This window comes from Haloarcula sp. JP-L23 (assembly GCF_011602445.1).
Classification (GTDB): domain Archaea; phylum Halobacteriota; class Halobacteria; order Halobacteriales; family Haloarculaceae; genus Haloarcula; species Haloarcula pellucida.
Window position 1 is genome coordinate 2923375 of the sequence record NZ_CP050014.1, and the last position, 23128, is coordinate 2946502.

Genomic DNA, 23128 nt, shown 5'->3' on the forward strand with positions numbered 1-23128 from the left:
TCGTAACCGGGGACCGGGAACTAATAAACTCGGCCCAGATTATCAGGTTTCAGAATCGAGCGCCTGCCACGAGAGCCGCGGGTTCCGCGCCGCGCCGACCTGGTCGATGCGTCCGGCGGCCGTCCGCTCGGGTGCCGACGCCAGCGTCTCGTCGTCCTCGCCGTGGACCGCCGAGAACGCCGCCGCCAGTTGGTCGAGCGAGCGCTTGCTCTCGCCTTCCGTCGGTTCGGTCATCAGCGCCTCGTCGACGATTTCGGGCCACTTCGTCGTCGGCGGGTGGACGCCGTGGTCGAGCATCCGCTTGGCCGCGTCGGCGGCGTCCTGCGGGCTAGCGCTGGCGACGAACTCGTGGTGGAACGGCCCGAAGGGCACCTCGTAGGGAATCTGTTCGGCGAGGTAGTTGGCGTTCAGCACCGCCTTGGCGCTGGCGTCGATCAGTCCCGAATCGCCCAGACGGGTGACGTAGGCGAACGTCTTCAGGAGGACCGGCCAGTTGCCGTAGTAGCCGTGGACCTTCCCGATGGAGTGGTCGGGCGTGTAGTACTCGAACCCGCCGTCCTTCGAGCGGACGTGCGGGTCCGGCAGGAACTCGGCTAGGTCCTCGGTCACGCCGACGGGGCCGGCACCCGGCCCACCGCCGCCGTGGGGCGTCGCGAACGTCTTGTGGACGTTGTAGTGCATCACGTCAAAGCCCATGTCGCCCGGGCGCGCCCTCCCCAGCAGGGCGTTGAGGTTCGCGCCGTCGTAGTACAGCAGACCGCCGGCGTCGTGGACGACGTCGGCAATCTGTTCGATGTCGCGCTCGAACAGGCCCAGCGTGTTGGGGTTGGTGAGCATCAGCGCCGCCGTCTCCTCGCCGACGGCCGCCTCCAGTGCTTCGAGGTCGACCCGGCCGTCCTCGCCGCTCGGGAGTTCGACCACGCTATATCCCGCCATCGCCGCCGTGGCGAAGTTCGTGCCGTGGGCCGAGTCGGGGATGACGACCTCGGAGCGCTCGTCGTCGTTGTGCTGGTGGTAGGCCTTCGCTATCTGGATACCGGTGAACTCACCCGCCGCCCCGGCCGGTGGCTGGAGCGTCACGGCGTCCATCCCGCCGATGCGACCGAGATAGTCCTGCAGGCGGTGACAGAGCGCGAGCGTCCCCTGTACAGTACTGTCCGGTCGGTCCGGGTGGACGGCGGCGTCGGCACGGCGCGAGATGTCCTCGGTGAACGACGGGTTGTACTTCATCGTACAGGACCCCAGCGGGAACGGCCCGCTCTCGACGCCGTAGTTCATCTGCGAGAGGCGCGTGTAGTGTCGGGCGAGTTCCGGTTCGGCCGGGTCGGGCAGTTCCAGCGAGTCCCGCGTCAGGTCGTCCGGGAGGGGCGAATCTTCGACGGCGACCTCGCGGTTTGCCTTCTCCGAGAGGAGCGGTTCGTAGCGCTCGTCGTCGTCGTCCGTCCACCGGGCCTGATTGTACTTCATCGGGCCACCTCCGCCATCGCCTCGACGAACGCCGCCTCTTCGTCGGCGGTCACCTCGGTAGTACACACCTGTAACAGGTGTTCGTCGACGGCGTGGACGGCGTAGCCGCGCGCGGCGAGGTCCTCGACGACCGCCCGCGTCGGTTGGTCGGTGCGGACGACGAACTCCCGGAAGTGGTGGCCGTCGTGGACCGGCGCCTGCAAGCCCACGACTTCGTCGAGTCGGGCGGCGAGACCCTCGGCGCGCGTCACGCAGTCTTCGGCGAGGTCGACCAGTCCTTGCGGACCCAGCCACGCGGCGTGCATCGCGGTGCGGAGCGCGACCCACGCCTGATTCGTACAGATGTTCGAGGTGGCACGCTCCTTGCGGATGTGTTGTTCGCGCGTCTGGAGCGTCAGCGTGTAGGCCCGGCGGTCGTTGGCGTCCTCGCTGGCGCCGACGAGACGGCCGGGGACCTGCCGGAGGTACTCCTCGCGGGTGACGAACATCCCGAGACCGAAGCCGTATGCGGTGCCGATGCCCAGTGAGGCGGCGTCGCCGACCACCACGTCGGCGCCCACGTCGGCCGGGCGCTCCAGCAGGGCTAGTGCGACCGGGTCCGACCCGAGACAGAACAAGGCGTCGTGGTCGTCGGTCACGTCGCCCACGCCTGCGAGATTCTCCGCGACGACGCCCCGTACGCTGGGCGTCTCGGCGTACACCATCGCCACGTCCTCGTCGGCCATCTCGGCGAGGGCGGCGACGTCGACCTGGCCGTCGTCCATCGGATACGACTCGACAGAGAGCCCGGGGCCATCCGCGTAGTTCTCCAGCACCGCGTGCTTGCCGTCACGCAGGTGTTCGGGGACCAGAATCCGGTCGCCCGACACCGAGCGGACTCGCTGGGAGAGCGTCGCCGCCTCGCCCAGCGCCGTCGCAGCGTCGTACATCGAGCAGTTGGCGACCCCCAGCCCGGTCAACTCGACCAGCATCGACTGGTACTCGAAGAGCGCCTGCAGGAACCCCTGTGCGATTTCGGGTTGGTACTGCGTGTAGGAGGTCAGGAACTCGGACCGTTTCGACAGGTCGTCGACGACGCTCGGCACGTAGTGGTCGTAGTGGCCCCGACCGAGAAATTCCGTCAGGTCGTCGTTGCGCCGGAGGAGACGGGCCGCCTCCCGGCGTGTTTCACGCTCGCCGTGGGCGTCGATGCCAAAGTCGCCGTCGAAGGCGACGGCGTCGGGCACGTCGAACAGTGCCTCGACGTCGTCGACTCCGAGCGCCTCCAGCATCGCCGCCGTCTCGGCCGGCGTGTGCGGTGCGTACGGACTGCCAGTCGTGGATACGTCACTCTCGCTCATTGGTAGGAACGCCCATCCGCACGGGTGGACATGATGGCTGATGCTAGCAACTGACTGTACATTAGCCTACTCCTTCCCCCGGTCCGCGCGAGAGAGTCGCACGCGGTCGAACGCGCGACTACGCTATCTGGTCGCCGTACGCGTCCGCCGAAAGCAGGTCGTCGAGTTCGCCCGCGTCGGCCAGTTCGACTTCGAGCATCCAGCCCTCGCCGAAGGGGTCCTCGTTGACCAGTTCCGGTTCGTCGAACAGGGCGTCGTTGACGGCGGTCACTGTCCCCGAAACCGGGGCGTACACGTCAGAGACGGCCTTTATCGACTCGACGACGCCGAACTCCTCGCCGGCGGTCAGTTCCTCGCCTTCGTCGGGCAGTTCGACGAAGACCACGTCGCCCAGTTCGTCCTGAGCGAAGTCGGTGATGCCGACACGAGCGGTCGCGTCGTCTACGCGCACCCACTCGTGGGACTCCAGATATCGCAGGTCGTCGGGAACGTCGAAGCTCATCTGTCGATGAATGGGGTGGCCCGGGTACGTGCCTTCTTCGGTTCGCCGCGAACGACGACGCGCAGCGACGTGCCGGGGTCGCGGTACTCGACGGGGAGGTACGCCAGCGCGATAGCCTCGCCGAGCGTCGGACTCATCGTCCCACTCGTCACGTGGCCTATCGACTCGCCCTCCGGAGTCTGCACCTCGTAGCCGTGGCGCGGAATCCCTCGGTCGACCAGTTCGATGCCGACCAGTTTCTCCGTGATGCCCTCGGCGTCCTGCTGTTCGAGCGCGTCGCGGCCGACGAACTCGGTGTCGAGTTTGACCGTCCAGCCGATGCCGGCCTCGTATGGCGTCCGCGGTTCGTCCTCGGGGTCGAAGTCCTGTCCCGAGAGGAGAAACCCCATCTCCAGACGAAGGGTGTCGCGCGCGCCGAGGCCACAGGGCGGACACTCCAGTGCTGTCCACACCGTCTCGGCCGCGTCCCACGGACACAGTATCTCGAACCCGCGCTCGCCCGTATAGCCCGTTCGCGCGACCAGCGAGTCGACGCCAGCGACCGGTCCGCGTTCGACGCCGAACTGGTCCATCTCGGCGAGGCGAATATCGGTCCGCTCGGCCAGCAGATCCGGCGCGTCCGGCCCTTGAAGTGCGATCATGGCGTACTCCGTGGTCCGGTTCGTGACCGTCGCGTCCAGGCCCCACTGCTCTCGGTGACTCGTCCACCGCTCGGCCATCTCCTCGTCGTGGCCCGCGTTGGGAACGAACAGGAACTCGTCGTCTGCTTCCGCCGGTAATCGGTAGACGACGGTGTCGTCGAGCATGATGCCGTCGTCGTTCGTTATCGCGGCGTACTGTGCCTCACCGGGGTCCAGCGCCGCCACGTCGTTGGTCGTCAACCGCTGGGTGAGGCGTTCGGCCTCGGGCCCGTCGACGGTTATCTCGCCCATGTGCGAGACGTCGAACTTCCCGACGGTGGACCGAACGGTGGCGTGTTCCTCGCGAATCGACTCGAACTCGACGGGCATCTCCCACCCGCCGAAGTCCGTCATGCTGGCACCGGCCTCCTCGTGGACCCCCGAGAGCGGGGGTGTCCGCAGTGACATAGCCGAGAAATCGCCCCCGGTCACCTTACTACTTGGCCTCTGGTCGCGGTCTGGGACGGTTTCGACAGAACTCATAAATCACATATCGCGATATCAAATCACGTTCGTGGCGTCACGGGCGGCCTGCTGAGCGGAGCGATAGAACGGCTGTGCGTTATACAGCGGTGACGACACCAGACGGAGAGTCGTAGCGGTAGACGGCGTCTACGGAGCCGTGGACCCGTATCTTCTCGCGTGGGCGCGAGATGACGTTCCTCGGGGCGGCGATGAAGCGACACGTTGGGTCGCCGACCGGTGATTGGCTCGTCGCCGTGGGGTTCATCGGCCTCACTGTTCCGCCTCGCGTCGCTACCTTCGATACCCTACCGACGAGACCTAGTCGTCGCGAGCGTGCTTGCTCCGTGATGCGACCACGTCGAGGCCGGGGCTGTAGTAGTAGACTGGGTCGCCGTCGGGTCGTGCGAACCCGTGTGCCGAGCGGACGGTGTTCGTCTCGACGTCGGCGACGGCGGGGTACAGCGTCCACGGGTCGTGTTCGACGTCGGTGTATCTGAGCGACCCGTCCTGTGCCTCGGTGTAGAACCGATAGCGCTCGACGAGGAACTCGCCGAACGGGTCGTCGGGTGCCGAGAACGGCGCGCCGGTCGGCCAGTAGGTCCCCGCGTACTGCGCGGGGCGGGACCCCGGATGTCGACGGCGACTACTGAACCGCACTCGGCCGTCGTCCCAGCACAGCGAGATGCGCGCGTAGTAGTACGGGAGGTGATGAAACAGGCGTGCGCCGACGACGCTCGAGATGCCCTGCGCGTCGAGGCTGAAGAAGTAGACGCTCGGGACGTCTTCGCGTGTGACGTACGTCCGCACGTTGAGTTCGGGTACCCGGATACCGAACGCTTCGGGAAGGCCCTTCGGCCGGACGGCGACGTTGGTGAACGGTACGATCGAGAGCCACGCCGACCCGTCGAACACGTCGGGCACCAACCGGTCGGGGAGGTGTGCGTCCATCACCGCCGGGTCGACCGGCCAGTTCTCGAACAGAAGGTGCCGCCATCCCATCTCCAGCGGGAGGACCATAGAGCCACTCTGCAGCCCCGAGGAAAATCCCTTTGGGCAGCGGGCCAAGCACTTGCGAGAGCCACGCATCGCTGACGCGACGGTGGCTCTCGCCTCACCGAGGCGTCTCCAAGGACAAGCTGACACAGTATCTCAGAGCATTTCAACTACGGCGAGAGTTATACGAAAACCGGGCCGAAATGCTCTCAAACACGCTGTTCGGGCGACGCTGTGAAACCAACAATTTGCTACACATGAGCGTCGCTCTTATGTAGAATTACGGAAAGTCCCGATAACGAGACAATCAATAGTTGTATCGACTGATTCACCAGCTAGGTTGAGTGACCAAATGATACCGAAGGTGTGAGCTGCCTGTTCCAAGCCCTGCTTGGACAGGCCGCGGAACTTCCGTAGCCACGGCTGGACAAGTGAGAACAGGCACTCAACTAATTATATGGACACCCTCAGGCGATACATACGTCTCTTTGTGTACGACTGTTCGATGGGTACGGTCCATTTGTATATACGCTTGGAGTCCGTCGGTCCAGACCTTTCCCAGTGGCTGGGAGAGGTCTCCACCCACCTGAATTACTGGTTCAAGATCGCCCTGGTAATCGATCCACGCTGTCCACGGATCACACAAAGCGAGTCGCAGCACGCCGCAACGAGCGTCAGCTGATCACCGTGGCGCCCCCGCCATCATGATCTCCTAGTCTGAGACAAGCGCCGCGAGAACAGCTGTTCCGCGGCGGTTCTTGGCCTTTGTAGCTCGAGCAGACCTCACTAGATTCGTTGACCTACGTCTGTCAATGGCTTGGTTATTTTTCTATTTTATTAATTGAATCTATACTTTATAATAGTTAGCTATAATGGATAACCATATTATAATAGAAGTTAGAATTACTTATTTTTATATATCTTCGAGTTTTATAAAAAATTGCATGGCGAATAATAGCGACGATGATGGCATCACTCGACGCAACGCCTTAAAAAAAAGGAAGTCTTACCCTCGCGACAGTTCCAGCTATTAGGTCCTTTACTGGAATGGCTTCAGCGGCCAGTTATCCCTACGATGCTATTGAAGGTGATTCCAAAAGGCGAACCATCCGATATACGAAAAATTCACAATGGCACAGTTATATTGAGGTGCCAGTCTCCTCTACTGTTTATTATCAGGGTTCCTTCCAAGAAAATACCGAACCCTATCGTTGGAATCATAAGTTTTCTATTAACACCCAGGTGATTACAGTTGATGAACGAACCGGAAATAAAAAACCATTCGTTGAAAACCATTCAACAAAAATAACTAAGGAAGATTCTTCATCGCTAACTATTGATGGTGAAGACTCTGAATACGTTGGTGCATGGCCGAATCCGAATAGCAACATTGACTTAGCAAATGTTGCCACTGATATGATCGATTTTACCGCTTCACTACTCAGTGATGCATATAGCGTTGCATCCGCTGGTAGTAAGATCGCTGATGAGCTTGATGAGGGCGGAAATAAAGGCTGTAATGATTACTCCTGTCATGAGTGGAACTGGTCATACGGAACTAATGATGATAAAGAAGAAGCAGCTCATCAAGCCTACTGGTTCGGATATATCGATCCAGATGATTACGGCAACATGAAAGTAACAACCCAAGGTAATACTGATACACCGATATCCTTCATGCTGACAGTTGGTGGCTTTAAGGATTATTCCTATATTGAACCTGCTGATCCGCCAAGCACGACTTCTACCTCTGATCTGACCACAACCGACCAAAAGGCTCCAGAATATCTTACGAGAGAGCAAGCTAAACGAGCAGTAAATGACAAAGAGAACAAACGGTCTGGAATTCCGTCGGCACAGGACATGACTGCGAAAGAAAAGCAGGAATATGGCGTTAAGCAACTAGACGAACCAAAGACGTTGAAAATTAACGGCCAGAAAAAAGAGTTTACCCATATAGCTGATAATTTACCGATTCAGATTCACGGGCTTGAACCAGAAAAATAAATCCAATATCTCCATCTAAAACGCAAACTGTCGAGAGTGAGATTTAAATTCCTCTGTCTTTTAGATTATCTTGGATGAAACGAAGAGGTTTTCTTCAAGTTTTTAGTACATGCACTTTAGCTGCTAGTGGATGCCTCAGTGGTCCAAATAACGAAAGGGAAAATGCATATGAAAAATCAGTTACTATTGAAGAACGTGGCTGTGGTGAAAAAGAACATTCTGGTGTTATCAAGTGGGACAACAATAGTAACATAGCAACCATAGATGGAACTTGGGGTTCCGCTGAGAAGTGCGGTCCGCTGGGAATAGGTACCAGTAGTATTTCCACGGATAATGGTGACGATTATCTTCTTGATGTTTATCCTTTAGATCAGCACAACTGCAATACCTGTACGAAATACTTTGAATACTCTGCCAGTGTCAAGTTCCGTGAAAAACCATCAAGGATTAAGTTAGCTCATTCTAATCCTAAGTTAATTGGACTCATCACGTCAATTAGAATTACAGATAATGGCAAAGTAGTGACGTACACAGATACACCAAATAAGACGGACTCATCGGAAGCGCCACAATAATTGCTATCAGCTATGATGAGTAAGCTTCTGTCCAGAGCCTCCTATGTTTTATTTTGATAGTGTCGATTCCACACAAAGGACCCTCGAAAAGACCGTACCTGATTTCGCTGGTGAAGCGGTGGTCTAAGTGTGGTTCACCGCTGAGTACGAGCACTCACCGATCGTAACAGCCGACAATACGCTGACGCTGTTGAAGAAGGAAATAGGAATCGAGTAGAGAGAGACACTCAATCTGGGTTAGCACGGCGTCTGAGTGGCTACACTATCCGGAGTCTCGGAAATACTTTGAATCCGTTGCCTGCACGACAAGAACGCCCGCTTGGAGAGGACAATCTGAAGCAGGTTCCGCTCGTTGATTCGGCCGAACCCACGCATCACAGCACCGCTAAACCCCCTGTAGTCGCATCTTCTGAGTACTGGATTCGATATAGCGGTATTTGATTTACTGCTCGAACGACCACCGAGACCCGAAACGCCACACATAAGCCCAGCGGCGGGCGAGAGGGCGCATGAACTTGTTTCGTCGCCTCGTCGGTGACGACGCCGACGACCGGACGCGCGTCGGGTTGTACGTCGACGGCCCGAACGTGTTGCGCTCGGAGTTCGACGTCGACTTAGACGAGGTTCGGACTATCGCAGAATCGTACGGGCCGTTAGCAACGACCAGACTGTACCTCGACGAGAACGCCTCGCCGGGGCTGATTCAGGCCGGCGAAGCCCGCGGTTTCGAAGTCGTCACCACGAGCGGCGACGTGGACGTGCGTCTGGCCGTCGACGCGACGGCGGCCGTCGCGGCCGACCGTATCGACGTGCTCGTCGTCGCCTCGCGAGATACGGACTTCAAACCAGCACTGGAGGTCGCTGCCCGGAACGACGTCCGGACCGTCGCGCTTGCACCCGGCGAACACGGGAAGTCCGACGCACTCCAGAACGCCGCCCAAGACGCCCTCTCGCTGGAAGCCGACGTCGAATAGCGAACGCCTTTTTGTGCGGGCACCGGACCACCGGATATGGACATCGAGGAGACGCCGGTACTCGACAACCACATGCATCTGGACCCGGTGCAGGGCCGGAACGTCGAGGCCGTCGAGGAGTTCGCCGAACAGGGCGGCACCCACCTGCTCGTCCTCAACAAGCCGTCGTGGCACCTCGTCGAGGCCGCGACCGACGAGTCGACGTTCCGCGAGGCGTTCGACCTGACTGTCGGCGCCGTCGAGTCCGCGACGGAGATACTGTCCGGCCGGGCGTGGCCGGTGCTGGGGGTCCACCCGGCACTCGTCTCGAAGTTGGTCGAAAACGGCTACACGCCCGCGGAGGCCCGCGACATCATGCAGACGGGGCTGGACGTGGCCGCGGAGTACGTCAGGGACGGCCCGGCGCTGGCCATCAAGTCGGGGCGACCCCACTACGACGTCGACGAGGACGTGTGGGACGCCTCGAACGCCGTGATGTGTCACGCCTTCGAACTGGCCGCCGACGGTGAGTTCGCGGTCCAGCTGCACACCGAAGGCGGTGAGGACTTCGAGCAGGTGGCACAGTGGGCCGAGGAACGTGGCATGGACCGCCGACAGGTCGTCAAGCACTACTCCGGCGGCCGGTTGCAGGGCCCCACGAAGTCCGTCCTCGCGGACAAGGACGAACTGGAGATAGCTATCGAGGAGGGCGACCCGTTCCTCATGGAGACGGACTACATCGACGACCCGGACCGACCCGGCGCAGTACTGGGGCCGAAGACGGTGCCACGGCGCGTCCGGTGGCTGTTAGAAGCGGGGCACGAGGAGGCGGTGCGGACCGCACACGTCGAGACGCCGCGTGCGGTGTACGGTATCGACACCGAAGCGACGCTCGCCGAGTGAGGACAGAACGAAGCGGTTGGGACGTTATCCGAACTTCCCGGTGATGTAGTCCTCGACGCGCTGACTCTCGGGGTTCTCGAATATCTTGTCCGTGTCGTCGAACTCGACGAGTTCTCCGCCGGTGAGGAAGACGGCCGTCTTATCGGAGATGCGGGCCGCCTGCTGCATGTTGTGCGTGACGATGACGACGGTGTACTCCTCGGAGAGTTCCTCGATTAAGTCCTCGATTTGGGAGGTGGCGATGGGGTCTAGCGCCGAGGCAGGTTCGTCCATCAGCACGACTTCGGGGTCGACGGCGATGGCCCGCGCGATACAGAGTCGCTGTTGCTGGCCACCCGAGAGGTCGAGTGCGGATTCGTCGAGGCGGTCTTTGACCTCGTCCCACAGGGCCGCCTTCTTCAGGGACTCCTCGATAACTTCGTCCATGTTTTCGGTCTTGTCCTGCGTGCGCAGGCCGTAGGCGACGTTGTCGTAGATGCTCTTCGGGAAGGGGTTGGGGTGCTGGAACACCATCCCGATGCGCCGGCGGAGCGCCACCGGGTCGACGTCGTCGTCGTAGACGTTCTTGCCCTTGAAGGTCAGTTCTCCCTCGACGCGGGCGATGTCGATGAGGTCGTTCATACGGTTGATACACCGCAGGAACGTCGACTTCCCACACCCGGAGGGGCCGATCATCGCTGTCACCTGGTTTTCGGGGATTTCGAGGTTGATGTGCTGGAGTGCCTGTGTCTCCCCGTAGAACACGTCGAGGTCCCGCGAGCGGATGACGGTATTGCTCGCGGTGACGCCGCCGCGGTCGGCGTTCTCGTCTAAGCCGCCCTTGCCGGGGTCGGTACTGATGAGCGACTCCTCGTCCGCCTCGTCGTGCTGTGCCTCGGTCTCTGTCGCCATGTCCTCTGTGGTCATTAATGTGCCTCCTGTTGGTATTTGTTCCGCACGAGAATCGCCACGCTGTTCATCGTCAGCAGGACGATGAGCAGTGTGACGACCCCGGCCGCGACGACGCCGTAGCGGAAGTCGGGCGAGGGCTGGAACGCCCACGCATAGATCTGCATCGGCATCGCGGTGAGTTTGCTGAACAGTCCCGACGGCGGCGAGAACTTCGTCGTCGCCGCACCGATCATGATGAGCGGTGCCGTCTCGCCGATAGCCCGACCCAGCGCCAGAATCGTCCCCGTCAGGATGCCCGGTAAGGACCGGGGCAACACGACGTTCCGAATCGTCTGCCACCGGGTCGCGCCCATACCGTATGAGGCCTGCCGGAGCGAGTCGGGCACCGACCGGATGGCTTCCTGTGCGGAGATGACGACGATGGGGAGGATGAGCAAGGAGAGCGTCAGCGACGCGGTGAACACCGTCCCGACGCCGAACCCGGCGTAGGTAATCGGTCCGAGTTGGGCGTTGATATTGACGAAGATACCCAGTCCGAGCAATCCGTACACGACCGACGGGACGCCGGCGAGGTTCGAGATGTTGACGTTGATGAGTCGGGTAATCGTCCCGAGCGGTCCAGTGGCGGGAGCGTACTCTTCGAGGTAGATAGCGGTGCCGACGCCGAATACGAACGTGAACACGCTCACGAGGACGATGAGAAACACCGACCCGATGATAGCCGGGTACAGGCCCGCTTCGGCGGCGTTGGAAATCGACGGCCCGCTCGTGACGTACTGCCAGTCGAGCCACGGCGAGGGCTCCGTCGCGCCGACGACGCCGACGACGAACTCTCCGAGCAGGAAGCCGAGGATAGCGATAGCCGGGAACGCGAAGGCGGCCCACCGCTCACGTCGCTGCGCGGTGTTGACGACGGTGTAGCCGACGGGCAACCCAAACATCACGAGGCCGATGAGCCACACCGACCGGGCTATCTGGGGTACCATGTCGACGACCGGGACGCCGACGATAGCCAGCACCGGGAGGCCGACGCCGATGCCGATGCTCTGTCGCTTCGAGAGTTCCAGTCGGTCGTGCGCGAGGAAGGCGGCCATCCCCGCGCCCGGCAGGACCAGCGACAGGAAGTAGATGCCCGGTGCGCCGAGCATCGCGCCGAGCGAGCTGAGGGTGCCGAGAGCTATCGTACCGACCACGGGGCCGAGGACGACGGCGGCGAGGATGCCCAGGCCGACCCACGTCGCTTCACGGTCGTACTGGCCGTAGACGTACATGCCGATGGCCGGGCCGACCACGGTCAGGAAGTAAGCGAACCAGACCGGTGGGCTGGCGATGACGGAGAGGACGATGACCGTCGCGACGGTGAGCATCACGCCGCCCAGCGTGAGGCTGAACAGTTCGAACGCACCGGCGACGACGTCGGGCCTCGTCCGTGCGTACGCGAAGAACGTGAGGAGTGGCACCAGCAGCGTCACCGTGTAGGAAAGGTACCACGTCGTCCCCGCCGACTCCAGCCCGAAGGCGTCCCAGAACACGTACGCGAGCAGGATGCCAAGCGCGAGGATACCGACGATGGACGCCCCGAACGAGATGTACTTGAACGCGATGCCCTTGAGTCGGCTGACTTCGCCGAACTCTGTCGTCTCCTGTGTCGGTGTCTGTGTCGCCATTTACTCGTACTCCTCCCGGTAGCGGCTCGCCACGACGTCACTCACGACGTTCATCGCCAGCGTGATGACGAACAGCGTGAGGCCGATGGCGAACAGCGACTTGTAGGCGGTCGACCCCCCCGAGATGTCCCCGCTCGCGATGTCTATCATCGCGACGGTCATCGTCGCCGAACTCTCCGTGTACAGTCCGAGGAGGTCACCCGGCGCGACGTACGGGATGCCGAAGGCCGACTGGACTGCCGGAATGTCCGGTGGCTGTGAGCCAGCGGCCAGCACCACGGCCATCGTCTCGCCGATGGCCCGAGAGATGGCGAGGATGAACGACGACGCGATGCCCGAGACGGCGGCCGGGACGACGATGCGGAGTGAGACGTTGAACTTTGTCGCCCCGAGGCCGTAGCCGGCCTGTCGCAGTGAGTCCGGCACGGAGCTCATCGCGTCCTCGCTGATAGAGGAGACCATCGGGATTATCATGATACCGACGACGATAGAGGCAGAGAGCCCATTGAACAGGCCCAGATTGGGGAGTCCGAGCCCCAGCGTCGAGTTCAGCCAGTCGAGAGCGACGTTGAGTGCGGGCGTGATGTAGACGATAGCGAAGTAGCCGTAGACGACGGTCGGGACGCCGGCGAGCACTTCCAGCATCGGCTTGAGAAGCGAACGAGTCCGCTGGGTCGCGTACTCGCTGAGATAGATGGCCGTCAGCAGGCCGACGGGGAGTGCGATGACGGCCGCCCCGATAGTGATGAGAAGCGTCCCGAGGATGAGCGGGAGGACGCCGAAACTCCGGGGCTGGAGGTTCGGACTGAACCGCGTCCCGCCGAGGAACTCCGCGATGGGAACGACCGAGAAGAAGTCGGCCGCGTCGAGAACCAGCACCGCGATGATACTGACGGTCGTCAGGACGGACAATACGGCACACCCGGCAAGGGCGTATCTGTACGTCGACTCCCGAACCGTCCTGAACCCCCGGTCCCCTGTGAGGTCGGGAGTCTGTCCCTCGTTGCTCATCGTGGTTGTTGTGTCATATACTGTATCTCGGGAAAAAGTACCCGGATTGTATCTATAGGGCTATTGTCTCTCAATACTCGCCTATGTGACGGTTACTGGACTTCGTCGATAACCTCGTTCAGCGCGTCTAGCTCCTCCTGCATGCTCTCCTCAGTCTTTGGGACGTAGCCGATCTCGTCGGCGATGAGCGAGGAGTTGGCGCTCTGCTCGACGTAGTAGCGGGCGAACTCCGCGACGTGCTCCTCGGCGAGGGCGCTCTTTTGGGGGTAGGTGAAGAGCGGGCGGGAGAGCGGCTTGTAGTCGCCGGCCTTCGCGGTTTCGAGCGACGGTTTGACACAGCCGTTGCCGTTGTCGATGCCCAGCGCCTTCACGGCGCTCTTGTTGTCCACGTAGTACGCGAAGCCGAAGTAGCCGATGCCGTACTGGTCCTGTTGGACGCCCTGGAGGATGAGGTTGTCCTGCTCGGTGGCCTCGTAGTTGCTTGTGTGGTTTGCCTCCTCGCCGAGGATGGACTCCTTGAAGTAGTCGAACGTCCCGGAGGTGTCGGCGGCGCCGAAGCGACTGATGGGCTCGTCGGGCCACTCGCTGTCGACGTCGGACCACTTCGAGGCCCCGTCGGCGCGCCATATCTGCTTGAGCTGGTCGGGGGTCATGCAGTCGACCCAGTCGTTCTCTTTGTTGACGATGACAGTCAGCGCGTCCGTGGCGATGTTAATCTCGTGGTACTCGATGTCGTTGTCGCTACAGAGCTGTTTCTCCTCCTCCGAGATGGGACGAGAGGCGTTGTTGAAGTCCGAGTTGCCGACACAGAAGTGGTTGCTGAACCCACCACCGGACCCGGTCGAACTCACACTGATGTCGACGCCGGAGTGTTTCTTCTGGAACTGGTTCGCGACGGCCGTCGCGACGGGGTAGACCGTACTGCTCCCCGTGATGTTTATCTCGCCGGAGAGCTGACTCGAACCGCTGTCACCGCTGGAACCGCTGCCATCGTCGGAGCCACCGTTGGAGGGCCCTTCCGTACAGCCTGCGAGAGCGAGTGCTCCGACTGCACCGGTACTTGCCAGAAAACTACGACGCGAGACGCCGCCGTTCGGTGAGTCTGTCATCGCCCCAATCGAGGCCAGTGATAAATAAGTACTCTACTATGACGTGTATGTATTGCTACGTTATCTATATAGACAAATATTGGGAGTGTGTGTCGGGGGTACCGGAATTAGTGCCGAATATACGTCTAACAGCGGAATTCTGACGGTAGCGCGCGACTCCCGACGGGCGCTCTGAAGCTAGTTGTGGTAACACGCTCGGAGGTAGAGAACTACTATAGAGCCCTTCAGGATGATATTCGGCCCGCTGAAGGTGAAATATTTTCCGGATATATAGATTGAGATGGATTTATGTCAAAGGGGGTCTGATACGGACGTACATGGAGACCCGCAAGGTGCAGGTGACCGGTGGCTCGACGTACACCGTCTCGCTCCCGAAAGACTGGGCGACAGAGAACGACGTGAGCGCTGGCAGCGTCGTCGAGTTCCACGCCGAGGAGGACCTGTTGTTGCTCGCACCGAAGCGAGACGACGACAGAGTCGAGGGGACGCTTGACGTGGGTGGTCTGGACAACAAACACGAACTCACGCGTGCGGTGATGACGATGTACGTCAGTGGGTTCGACGTCATCCGCCTCGAAGCACCACGTATCACCGCCGAACAGCGGCGTATCATCCGGGACGCGACACAGGGACTCGTGGGGCTGGAAGTCATCGAGGAGACGTCCGACCGCGTCGTGTTACAGGACCTCCTCGACTCCTCGGAACTGTCGGTCCACAACGCCATCACTCGGATGCGGTTGGTCTCGCTGACGATGCTCTCGGACGCCGTCGAGGCGCTCATCGAGGACGACGACGACCTCGCAGCGGACGTGATGCAACGCGACGACGACGTCGACCGCCTCTGGTACATGGTCTCACGGGTGTTCCGGACGGTCCTTCGGAACCCGACGGCGGCCAACGAGATCGGGTTCCCCCGCGAGACGGTGTTCGACTACCAGTCTAGCGCCCGGCAACTGGAGCGCATCGCCGACCACGCGACGAAGATAGCCGGCCTGTCCCAGGAGATCGGCGAGATTACCGGCGAGACGGCCGAGTTGCTCCGACAGTTAGAGCAGGAAGCGACCTCCGTCTCGGAGACGGCGATGGACGCACTCCTCGCTGAGAGTTCCGACGACGCCGTCGAACTGGCGAACGAGGCACGCAGCCAGATACCCAGCGTCGACGAGACGGCCCGGGAAGTCGATACCGACGTCCGAGAACAGGACCCACAGAGCGCCCAGATTCTCGGCCGCGTCGTCGACTCCCTCTCCCGGACGGCCGACTACGGCGGTAACATCGCCGAGAGCGCGCTCCAGAAAGCAGCCCCGCGCCCCTAGTCGTAGAGTCGTTCCAGCAGCGACGCCACGCCGTCTCTCGTTTTCAGGTATCGCCGCTCACCGTCCGGTGTCCGGACGGCGTAGTCGTAGACGTCGCTGTCTGGTCGGTACCACTTCTCAGGATAGCGGTCGAGCGGGTCCGAGAGCAACTGTCCGCCATCGAAACTCTGGACCGGAGCGTCCGTCCGGTCAGCGGACGCCGTCCTCGCGCTTTCGCACTCTCCACGACTCGCTTCGACGAGGAGGTCGCTGTCGACCGGGTAGTCCGCGAGTATCCCCGTCTCGGCGTCCTCCCGGCGACTCGCTTTCAGCGTCTCACGCATCAGAATCTCCTGCGTGTTGACGACGGCCTCGCCGTCTTTCGGATACTGCTGGTCGTAGCTTCCGTCGGCGTTCATCGTCCAGCGTTTGCGGTTGTCCGCCAGCATGAGCGCCAGTACGAAGCGTAACTGCCGACGAATAGCGGGGTCTTCGACCGGCGTGACCGCCTCGACGCGATAGTCGAGGTTCCGAGTCATCCAGTCGGCGCTCCCGATGTAGTACTCCGGGCCGGTCGTCTCACAGTCCGTGGCGCGTGCGCCGTTCTCGAAGTAGAAGACGCGAGAGTGTTCGAGGAACCGTCCCACGACCGAGTGGACCGTGATGTTCTCGCTGACGTCTTCCAGTCCCGGACGGAGTCGGCAGATGTCGCGGACGATGAGGTCGATGTCGACCCCCGCCATCGACGCCCGGTACAGTTCTGCGACGATGTCGGGGTCTTCCAGTCCGTTGACCTTCGCCACGATGCGGGCAGGCCGACCGGCCTGTGCGTGTTGGGCCTCCCGTCGGATGCACCGAGTGAACTCGGAACGCATCGTCACCGGCGCGATGAGTAGTTTCCTGAACTCCTCGTCCAGTCCCGGCCCGGTGAAGAAGTTGAACAGTGTGACGAGGTCCTGTCCGACGTCGCGGTCGGCCGTCAACAGGCCGAGGTCGACGTACCCCTTTGCCGTCTCGGAGTGGTAGTTGCCGGTCCCGACGTGGGAGTAGAGGTTGACGCCGTCCTCGGCGTCGCGGACAACCAGCGCCGTCTTCGTGTGGGTCTTCAGCCCGATAGTGCCGTAGGCCACGTGGATACCGTTTTCCTCTAGTCTACGGACCCATTCGAGGTTGTTCTGCTCGTCGAAGCGGGCCTTCAGTTCGACCATCACGGCCACCTGCTTGCCGTTCTTGGCGGCCTCGATGAGCGACTGGATGACCTGCGAGTCGCTCGCGGTCCGGTAGATCGCCGCCTTCACCGCGAGGACGTCGGGGTCGTTGGCGGCTTCGCTCAGGAACCGCTGGACGGTGTCCCCGAAGTCGTGGTACGGGTGGTGCAACAGGATGTCGCCCTCGTCGATGTCGTCAAAGACGCTCTGGTGGTGGTCGTGTTCGTCGCGTTCGAAGGCCGCCGGTCGGCGGTCCCGAAGCCGTGGGTGTGGCTGTGGCGTCCACGACTCCAGTTTGAGGTCCGGTCGTTCGAGGTCCGTCAGCGACGCGAACTCTCGGTAGTCGAGCGGTCCGTCGAGGTCGTATATCTCGCGGTCGTCGAGGTCGAGTTGGTTCTGTAGGGTCGCGCGGATACGCGGGTGCGCGTCGCTCTCTATCTCCATCCTGACGACGCTGGCGAAGCGGCGCTGTTCGAGCACCTCCTCTATCATGTCGATGAGGTCTTCTGCGACCTCCTCGTTGCGCCGGACCTCGGCGTTACGGGTCAGGCGGAACAGCGCCGTGTCCACGACATCGACGTTCGGGAGGAGGAGGTCGAGATTGTGCCGAACCACGTCCTCGACGAGAACGTACCGCGAGTCGTCGCCGAGCTGGACGAGTCGGGGCCGGTTCGGCGGGATCTTGATGCGAGTGAACGTCGGGTCGTCGCTGTCGGGTCGTCGGGTCAACACCGCGAGCGAGAGCGACCGGTTCGAGATGAACGGGAACGGGTGGGCAGGGTCGAACGAGAGCGGCGTCAGCGTCGGCAGGACGGACTCCTCGAAGTACTCACGCATCTCCGTGCGTTCGGCCGCGTTCAGGTCGTCGTAGTCGAGGACGTCGATACCTGCCTCGGCGAGCGCCGGGCGGAGCATCTCGCTGTAGCAGTTGGCCTGTTTGGTGAGCATCGGCCCGAGCGTCTCGTGGGCTTCCGCCCACTGTTCTTTCGGGGTCCGTCCGTCGGCCGTTCGCTCGGCGACGCCCGCCTCCACCTGTTGTTTCAGGCCGCCGATACGCTTCATGACGAACTCGTCAAGATTCCGGGTGACGATAGAGAGAAACCGAACTCGCTCTAAGAGCGGGTTCCGGTCGTCGATGGCCTCGTGGAGCACCCGGCGCTGGAAGGCGAGTTCGCTCAGTTCGCGGTTGAGGTACAGGTCCGGGTCCGAGAGATCGACGCTGGCTGGCTCGTACGGCGAGATGTCGAGGGTGTCCTCCGCTGTCATTGATCTGTCGGCGACGTAACTCGTGGCTCCACGATGCTGTCAGACGAGCGCGAGACGTACGTCTCCGGCGGGTCGACCGCGATCAGTTCGTCGGCGCGGTAGTCGTATGCGGTCAACTGCCCGCCGTAGACGCACCCGGTGTCGAGTCCGACGGCGTAGTCGCTGACGAACGGATGGGCGAGGACGGTGTGACCGAAGAACACGCGCGGGGTCTCCCGCCGCGTCTCGAACCAGTACGGTCGCTCGTAACTCGCGTCGGGGACGAGCGAGCGGTTGTTCAGCAGTTCGGTCAGGGAGTGTTCGACCAGCGGTTTCCGGTGGTCGACGCCGCCGTGGACCACGAGTGCGTCGTCCCACGAGACGGCCGCAGGCATCGACTCGACGTACGCCACGTCGTCGTCGGTGAGCGCATCGATGGTCTTGTGGCCGTCGACGAGTTTCTGCTCGTTGTTGCCCCGAACGCTGACGAGGTTCGGACGGTCGCGGACGATATCGAGGACACCCTTGCTGTCCGGTCCCTTCCTGACGAGGTCACCGACGAAGACGACGAGGTCGTCGAGACCCGGGTCGAGTTCGTCGAGCAACTGCTCCAGCGTTCCTCGACAGCCGTGGACGTCGCCGACGACGTAGATGTCGTCCCACTGGCCGCTGTCGATGCGTCGGTGCGAGGCGTCGATGGTCGGGTTCAGTGTCGGTTGCAGTACCATGTGGGAGTAGCCACCGCTTGGGTTGGCCTTACCAGTCAGGACGGTGGATCCCAGTTAGATGCTTTATAATAGCCGTATATATCGGTACGTACCACTACCGTAGTCCACGGCGGTACGGCCTCGCTGTGACGGCGTGCTACCCGCCCTAGTTCTTTATCATGACCGATTGTGTAGTTCTCGGTGACGTGCTGTTGGCATCCAACCAGCCACTACTTCGTCAGTCGATTCGAGCACGTCACCTCGACGGCGGCCCTGCACCAGCCGCCGTCAACGGTTCGCGGCGCGAGGGCTCTCCTGACTTACCAGTCGGTATCGGGCCGTCGGATGCGGTAGAATGCTCGGAGAGTGGTTACTCGACGAGAACAGCGTTGACCTGTCCGTCCTGCCCGGGGCGGGAGGTGACGCGGGCCTCGCCTTCGGAGGTCTCGACGATAGCGCCCTTCGTGATGATGTTTCGGCGGGCGTAGTTCGGGTTCGACGGGTTCTCGACGACGTTCTCGATGGTCGCCTCGACGGTCTCGGCGCCGTCGGCGACGCTCGCGACGTCAGTCGTGACCGCACGGACCTTCTGCGTGTTGCCGCGGGAGTCGACGACCTTCAGTTTCTGGTCGCCGACCTGCGTCTCGGTCGGCTCACGGCCGAGTTCGTGCTTTTTCTTCTTGTGGTTCGGGCGTCGTCGACCGCCTGTGCGCTTGCGAGGGGAGCGTCCCTGGTCTTTCATACCCGATTCATAAACCAGCGGCTACTTGAACCGTTCGATGACCGGCCGGGGTGTGTAGCTGTGTGACGGGCGTTCTGAGCCCGCATCGGCGCTGGGCCAGCGGGCCGCCTAGGGTGTGGGAGAGCAGTGATCGTAATCGTTACCCGGGGGCGAGACGGTTACCCGAACGATGAGTCTGAAGACGGCCGTGGCCGCGCCGTTCCGTCAGCGGGGGACCGACCGGATGGCCGAGAGTGAGTTCGTCGTCGCCCTGTCGCTCGACCGGAACTGGTTCTCGCCGGATCAGGCGAAGTCGCTTGTCGACGTCGCCGCGAGCGAGGGCCTCGTCGAACGCGAGGACGACGCCCTCGTCGTCACGTTCGACGCCGGCAACGTCGAGATTCCGGACGGCTTCGCCCCGGGCGAAGAGGTCCTCCAGTCACGCTCGACGTTCGAGCGAGTGTTAGACGCCGTCGTCGAGAGCGGCGTAGAAAAGCAGACAGCCGTCGCCGGGATCAACTCGCTGCAGTCAACCCTCGGCGTGACGCTGGAGGCCGCGGCAGTCGTCTACGCCCGCAGCGAGGGCGTCACCGTAGAGAGCATCGCCGCGGAGGCGCGGGAGGAAATCTGATGGTCGACGATCGCATCACCGACGGGAAACGCATCGGCCAGTTGCTCGCCTCGGAGGTGACCGGACTGGAACGGGGTGCGCTCGGGACGCTGTCGGTGGTCGACGCCGACCCGGACGTGGACCCGACACCGGGTGGCGCCTTCGCCTTCGGGATCGAGGCCGACGGAACTCGCCTCGGCGAGGTCCACGTCACGCCCGAGACGGCACGCCTGACGCTGACCGAACCAGTGACCGTCGACGTAGACCGCGAGGACGTCACGGTCGAAGAATCGGACGACGGGACCGTCGTCATCGCACACAGCGGCGCCGCGGTCAAATCGCTCGTCGACGTCCTCGCCGACCGACTCGGGTAGTCAGTTCGACCCCGGTTCCGCCAGCGTTTCGGCCGTCCACGCGACGAATCCAGTGAGCACCAGCGCCGACCCGACGAAGGTCATCGTCGCCGCCGTCGCGAGCACCACGGTCTTGAGTCCGAGTGGCGAGCCAAGAACCATCACTATCGGAGCGAGCGTGATACAGAACGTGCCGATAGCGACGGCTTGGCGTTGTTTAGTCGAGAGGTCGACACCGATGTGAAACCACGAGTCCGACGCGGGTTCCCGTGCTGCGAGGCCGAGGCAGAAGAGCGGGACCCCGACGAAGACGAGCGTGGCAGCGACCGCGTTCGACCAGAACGCAGACGTACCAGACGTCGGTGCCAGAGAGAGCACCGCACCGACGGCGAGCAGTCCGACGCCGCCGACGAGTCCGAACGGCCGTAGCCGGGGGTCCTCGAGTGCCTGCCACAGGTTCGGGAGCGTCTCCGCGACGTGCCCGACATCGAGGGATCGGTCCATAGCTACCGTTCCACGTCCGGTATGAAATAGACGCGGGGTCTGATTCTCAACGTTGATTTTAGAAGACGCCGGTCGCGGCGACAGAGGGAAACGCTTGTATCCGTCGCCGTCGGCGCGGTACCTATGCACTTCTTCGACCGCCTCCACGACCGCATCGTGGCCGCGGACAGCGTCGTCTCGGTGGGACTGGACCCGGACCCGGACCGCCTGCCCGAGGCGGTACAGGACGCCGACCTGCCGCGCTGGCAGTTCAACCGCCGAATCATCGACGCGACCCACGAACACGCCGCCTGCTACAAACCCAACGCGGCGTTCTACGAGGACCCCGACGGCTGGCGGGCGCTTCGGGAGACCATCGCGTACGCCCACGGGAAGGACGTTCCGGTCCTGCTGGACGCCAAACGGGGCGACATCGGGAACACGGCCCGGCAGTACGCGACGATTCTGGACGAGGACCACGGTCCCGCCGCCGACGCCATCACGGTCAACCCGTTCCTCGGACGGGACTCGCTGGAACCGTTCCTCCAGCACGAGGACAAGGGCGTGTTCGTCCTCGGGCGTACTTCGAACCCCGGCGGCGCCGACCTGCAGGACCTCGAACTGGCCTCCGGCGAGAAACTGTACGAGCGCGTCGTCCATCTCGCGGACCTCTGGAACGACAACGGGAACGTCGGCCTCGTCGTCGGCGCTACCGCACCGGAAGAACTCGAGGAGATACGTGAACTCGTCCCCGACATCCCGTTTCTCGTCCCCGGTGTCGGCGCGCAGGGCGGCGACGCCGAGGCCGCCGTGGAGTACGGACTGGCCGACGGCGTCGGCCTCGTGAACTCCTCGCGGGGTATCATCTTCGCCGGCGAAGATAGCGAGGCGCGACGCACCTCGGACAGTCGAGCGACGGGGCCGGGAGACGCCGCCGGCCGCGGGTCCCCCGAGCAGTTCTTCGAAGCGGCTGGCCAGTCGGCGAAGCGACTCAAGACCCAACTCAACCAGTACCGGTAGCTCAGAACCGGTAGGTGTCGACGCCGTCCGGCAGGTTCTCGGGGTCGGTTCGCTCGCCCGGTTTTCCGGCCTCGACGCTACACTCGACGCACAGTCCTGTAGTCTCGTCCCAGTGGCGGTCACAGACGAGTCGGCCACAACGGTCACAGCCGTGGTCGACGTCGGGCCGGTCACACAGGTCACAGAGCCCGGAGACACTCATGCTACACTCTAGCACGCTCGGAGTCTTGAACGCTTGGGGGCGACAGGCGAGACGCTTACAGTCCTGTGGACCGAACCACGATTCGTGCAGTACGACCGGCTCATCACGGGCGTCGCCGCGGTGTTCGCGGTACTGACAGCGGTGCTGACGGTGGTGGGGATACTGGTGAACCCGGCCGTGCTCTTTTTGGCCCTGATGTTCGCTGTCTCCACGTACGTCATGTACTACCATCTAAGCGGCAAGATGGCCGCTAACCTCTACGAACGAGTCGAACGGCGCGCTGCCACACAGTCCCGCGGGAGTCGTCGAGGCGGGTTCGGTGCCGGGCCGCGCGAGGAGTGGACCCCGCCGAGGGACGGCCGACGTGCAGACGGGTTCGGTCGACGCGCTCAGCAGGCCCGACAGCAGCAGCGTCGACAGCGGACCCAGCAACGCCAGCACCGTCGCGTCCGCCAGTCGAGCGGTCCCAGTCCGTCGGAGGCCTACGACCGCCTCGGACTAGACCCCAGCGCGGACGAGCAAGCGGTCAAGCAGGCCTACCGAGAACGTGTCAAAGAGGTCCATCCCGACACAGACACCGGGAGCGAGGCCGAGTTTAAACGGGTCAAAGCCGCCTACGAGAGGCTGACCGACGACTGATACGGGTGGTTGTAACTGTGTCCCGGCGGTTCGCCGGACCGGTCGGGAGACCCACCGGTCGTGACCGACGCCGACCCGTGTA

The 23128-nt window shown here is 62.4% G+C and carries 23 protein-coding genes and 2 pseudogenes; 10 read left to right on the forward strand and 15 right to left on the reverse strand.

From position 1 onward, the window contains the following. Nucleotides 1-42: 42 nt before the first annotated feature. From gcvPB to G9465_RS15255, 5 genes are all read right to left on the reverse strand, one after another. Nucleotides 43-1467 carry an aminomethyl-transferring glycine dehydrogenase subunit GcvPB gene (gene gcvPB, locus G9465_RS15235; protein WP_166971469.1) on the reverse strand — a complete coding sequence of 475 codons (1425 nt, stop codon included), beginning with the start codon at nucleotides 1465-1467 and terminating at the stop codon, nucleotides 43-45. Further along, nucleotides 1464-2807 (reverse strand): aminomethyl-transferring glycine dehydrogenase subunit GcvPA, encoded by a 1344-nt coding sequence (gcvPA, locus tag G9465_RS15240; RefSeq protein ID WP_166971471.1) that lies wholly within the window; start codon nucleotides 2805-2807, stop codon nucleotides 1464-1466. The genes gcvPB and gcvPA overlap by 4 nt, the downstream gene beginning before the upstream one ends. Nucleotides 2808-2925: 118 nt before the next feature. Next, nucleotides 2926-3309, reverse strand: coding sequence for a glycine cleavage system protein GcvH (gcvH, locus tag G9465_RS15245; RefSeq protein ID WP_166971473.1), 384 nt, complete (start codon nucleotides 3307-3309; stop codon nucleotides 2926-2928). After that, on the reverse strand, nucleotides 3306-4397 hold the full coding sequence (gene gcvT / locus G9465_RS15250; protein WP_166971475.1) for a glycine cleavage system aminomethyltransferase GcvT: 1092 nt from the start codon (nucleotides 4395-4397) through the stop codon (nucleotides 3306-3308). Before gcvT ends, gcvH begins: the two co-directional genes overlap by 4 nt. A 375-nt stretch (nucleotides 4398-4772) precedes the next feature. Further along, nucleotides 4773-5471, reverse strand: coding sequence for a YqjF family protein (locus tag G9465_RS15255; protein WP_166971477.1), 699 nt, complete (start codon nucleotides 5469-5471; stop codon nucleotides 4773-4775). A 47-nt stretch (nucleotides 5472-5518) separates the two neighbouring features. Here G9465_RS15255 and G9465_RS15260 point away from each other — a divergent pair. After that, a pseudogene (locus G9465_RS15260) lies at nucleotides 5519-5685 on the forward strand (IS1595 family transposase); the annotation flags it as partial. Nucleotides 5686-5717: 32 nt separating this feature from the next. On the opposite strand, the pseudogene G9465_RS15265 reads toward G9465_RS15260, so the two are convergent. Further along, a pseudogene (locus tag G9465_RS15265) lies at nucleotides 5718-6247 on the reverse strand (IS1595 family transposase); the annotation flags it as partial. A 247-nt stretch (nucleotides 6248-6494) separates the two neighbouring features. On the opposite strand from G9465_RS15265, the gene G9465_RS15270 reads away from it, so the two are divergent. The 4 genes from G9465_RS15270 to G9465_RS15285 all read left to right on the forward strand — a co-directional run bounded on the left by G9465_RS15270 (nucleotide 6495) and on the right by G9465_RS15285 (nucleotide 9885). Beyond that, nucleotides 6495-7454, forward strand: coding sequence for a hypothetical protein (locus G9465_RS15270; protein ID WP_166971479.1), 960 nt, complete (start codon nucleotides 6495-6497; stop codon nucleotides 7452-7454). 74 nt (nucleotides 7455-7528) lie between these two features. Further along, complete coding sequence (locus G9465_RS15275) at nucleotides 7529-8029, forward strand: hypothetical protein (RefSeq protein WP_166971481.1); 501 nt, start codon at nucleotides 7529-7531, stop codon at nucleotides 8027-8029. A gap of 509 nt (nucleotides 8030-8538) precedes the next feature. Further along, complete coding sequence (locus G9465_RS15280) at nucleotides 8539-9003, forward strand: NYN domain-containing protein (protein ID WP_166971483.1); 465 nt, start codon at nucleotides 8539-8541, stop codon at nucleotides 9001-9003. A gap of 36 nt (nucleotides 9004-9039) precedes the next feature. Beyond that, a complete protein-coding gene (locus tag G9465_RS15285) occupies nucleotides 9040-9885 on the forward strand; it encodes a TatD family hydrolase (RefSeq protein WP_166971485.1) in 846 nt (281 codons plus the stop codon). Nucleotides 9886-9909: 24 nt separating this feature from the next. Here the strand turns inward: G9465_RS15285 and pstB are convergent, their stop codons facing one another. From pstB to G9465_RS15305, 4 genes are all read right to left on the reverse strand, one after another. After that, the gene (gene pstB, locus G9465_RS15290) at nucleotides 9910-10791 is read right to left on the reverse strand and encodes a phosphate ABC transporter ATP-binding protein PstB (RefSeq protein WP_166971487.1); all 882 of its coding nucleotides are present in this window, start codon (nucleotides 10789-10791) and stop codon (nucleotides 9910-9912) included. Next, nucleotides 10791-12443, reverse strand: a complete 1653-nt coding sequence (gene pstA, locus G9465_RS15295) for a phosphate ABC transporter permease PstA (protein WP_166971489.1) — start codon at nucleotides 12441-12443, stop codon at nucleotides 10791-10793. The genes pstB and pstA overlap by 1 nt, the downstream gene beginning before the upstream one ends. Next, nucleotides 12444-13454, reverse strand: coding sequence for a phosphate ABC transporter permease subunit PstC (gene pstC, locus G9465_RS15300; protein ID WP_166971491.1), 1011 nt, complete (start codon nucleotides 13452-13454; stop codon nucleotides 12444-12446). Between the two features lie 92 nt (nucleotides 13455-13546). Next, complete coding sequence (locus G9465_RS15305; protein WP_394353980.1) at nucleotides 13547-14572, reverse strand: phosphate ABC transporter substrate-binding protein PstS family protein; 1026 nt, start codon at nucleotides 14570-14572, stop codon at nucleotides 13547-13549. A gap of 308 nt (nucleotides 14573-14880) precedes the next feature. Here G9465_RS15305 and G9465_RS15310 point away from each other — a divergent pair, with 308 nt between their 5' ends. After that, nucleotides 14881-15879 (forward strand): phosphate uptake regulator PhoU, encoded by a 999-nt coding sequence (locus tag G9465_RS15310; RefSeq protein ID WP_166971495.1) that lies wholly within the window; start codon nucleotides 14881-14883, stop codon nucleotides 15877-15879. On the opposite strand, the gene ppk1 is transcribed toward G9465_RS15310, so the two are convergent. From ppk1 to G9465_RS15325, 3 genes are all read right to left on the reverse strand, one after another. Continuing rightward, nucleotides 15876-18332 carry a polyphosphate kinase 1 gene (ppk1, locus tag G9465_RS15315; protein ID WP_166971497.1) on the reverse strand — a complete coding sequence of 819 codons (2457 nt, stop codon included), beginning with the start codon at nucleotides 18330-18332 and terminating at the stop codon, nucleotides 15876-15878. The genes G9465_RS15310 and ppk1 overlap by 4 nt on opposite strands. Further along, on the reverse strand, nucleotides 18329-19039 hold the full coding sequence (locus tag G9465_RS15320) for a metallophosphoesterase family protein (RefSeq protein WP_166971499.1): 711 nt from the start codon (nucleotides 19037-19039) through the stop codon (nucleotides 18329-18331). The genes ppk1 and G9465_RS15320 overlap by 4 nt, the downstream gene beginning before the upstream one ends. Before the next feature lie 349 nt (nucleotides 19040-19388). After that, nucleotides 19389-19760: a 30S ribosomal protein S8e gene (locus tag G9465_RS15325; RefSeq protein WP_166971502.1), complete on the reverse strand. Its 372-nt coding sequence runs from the start codon at nucleotides 19758-19760 to the stop codon at nucleotides 19389-19391. A 169-nt stretch (nucleotides 19761-19929) separates the two neighbouring features. Between G9465_RS15325 and G9465_RS15330 the strand changes: the two genes are divergently transcribed. Both G9465_RS15330 and G9465_RS15335 read left to right on the forward strand, forming a co-directional pair. Then, the gene (locus G9465_RS15330) at nucleotides 19930-20370 is read left to right on the forward strand and encodes a DUF2240 family protein (protein WP_166971504.1); all 441 of its coding nucleotides are present in this window, start codon (nucleotides 19930-19932) and stop codon (nucleotides 20368-20370) included. Then, a complete protein-coding gene (locus G9465_RS15335; RefSeq protein ID WP_166971506.1) occupies nucleotides 20370-20723 on the forward strand; it encodes a hypothetical protein in 354 nt (117 codons plus the stop codon). Before G9465_RS15330 ends, G9465_RS15335 begins: the two co-directional genes overlap by 1 nt. Here G9465_RS15335 and G9465_RS15340 read toward each other — a convergent pair whose 3' ends face one another. Further along, the gene (locus tag G9465_RS15340) at nucleotides 20724-21206 is read right to left on the reverse strand and encodes a hypothetical protein (RefSeq protein WP_166971508.1); all 483 of its coding nucleotides are present in this window, start codon (nucleotides 21204-21206) and stop codon (nucleotides 20724-20726) included. 123 nt (nucleotides 21207-21329) lie between these two features. Here G9465_RS15340 and pyrF point away from each other — a divergent pair, with 123 nt between their 5' ends. After that, nucleotides 21330-22205, forward strand: a complete 876-nt coding sequence (pyrF, locus tag G9465_RS15345) for an orotidine-5'-phosphate decarboxylase (RefSeq protein ID WP_166971510.1) — start codon at nucleotides 21330-21332, stop codon at nucleotides 22203-22205. Between the two features lies 1 nt (nucleotide 22206). On the opposite strand, the gene G9465_RS15350 is transcribed toward pyrF, so the two are convergent. Further along, on the reverse strand, nucleotides 22207-22407 hold the full coding sequence (locus G9465_RS15350) for a hypothetical protein (RefSeq protein ID WP_166971512.1): 201 nt from the start codon (nucleotides 22405-22407) through the stop codon (nucleotides 22207-22209). A gap of 84 nt (nucleotides 22408-22491) precedes the next feature. Here G9465_RS15350 and G9465_RS15355 point away from each other — a divergent pair, with 84 nt between their 5' ends. Further along, complete coding sequence (locus G9465_RS15355) at nucleotides 22492-23046, forward strand: J domain-containing protein (RefSeq protein WP_166971514.1); 555 nt, start codon at nucleotides 22492-22494, stop codon at nucleotides 23044-23046. The last annotated feature ends 82 nt before the right edge of the window (nucleotides 23047-23128 follow it).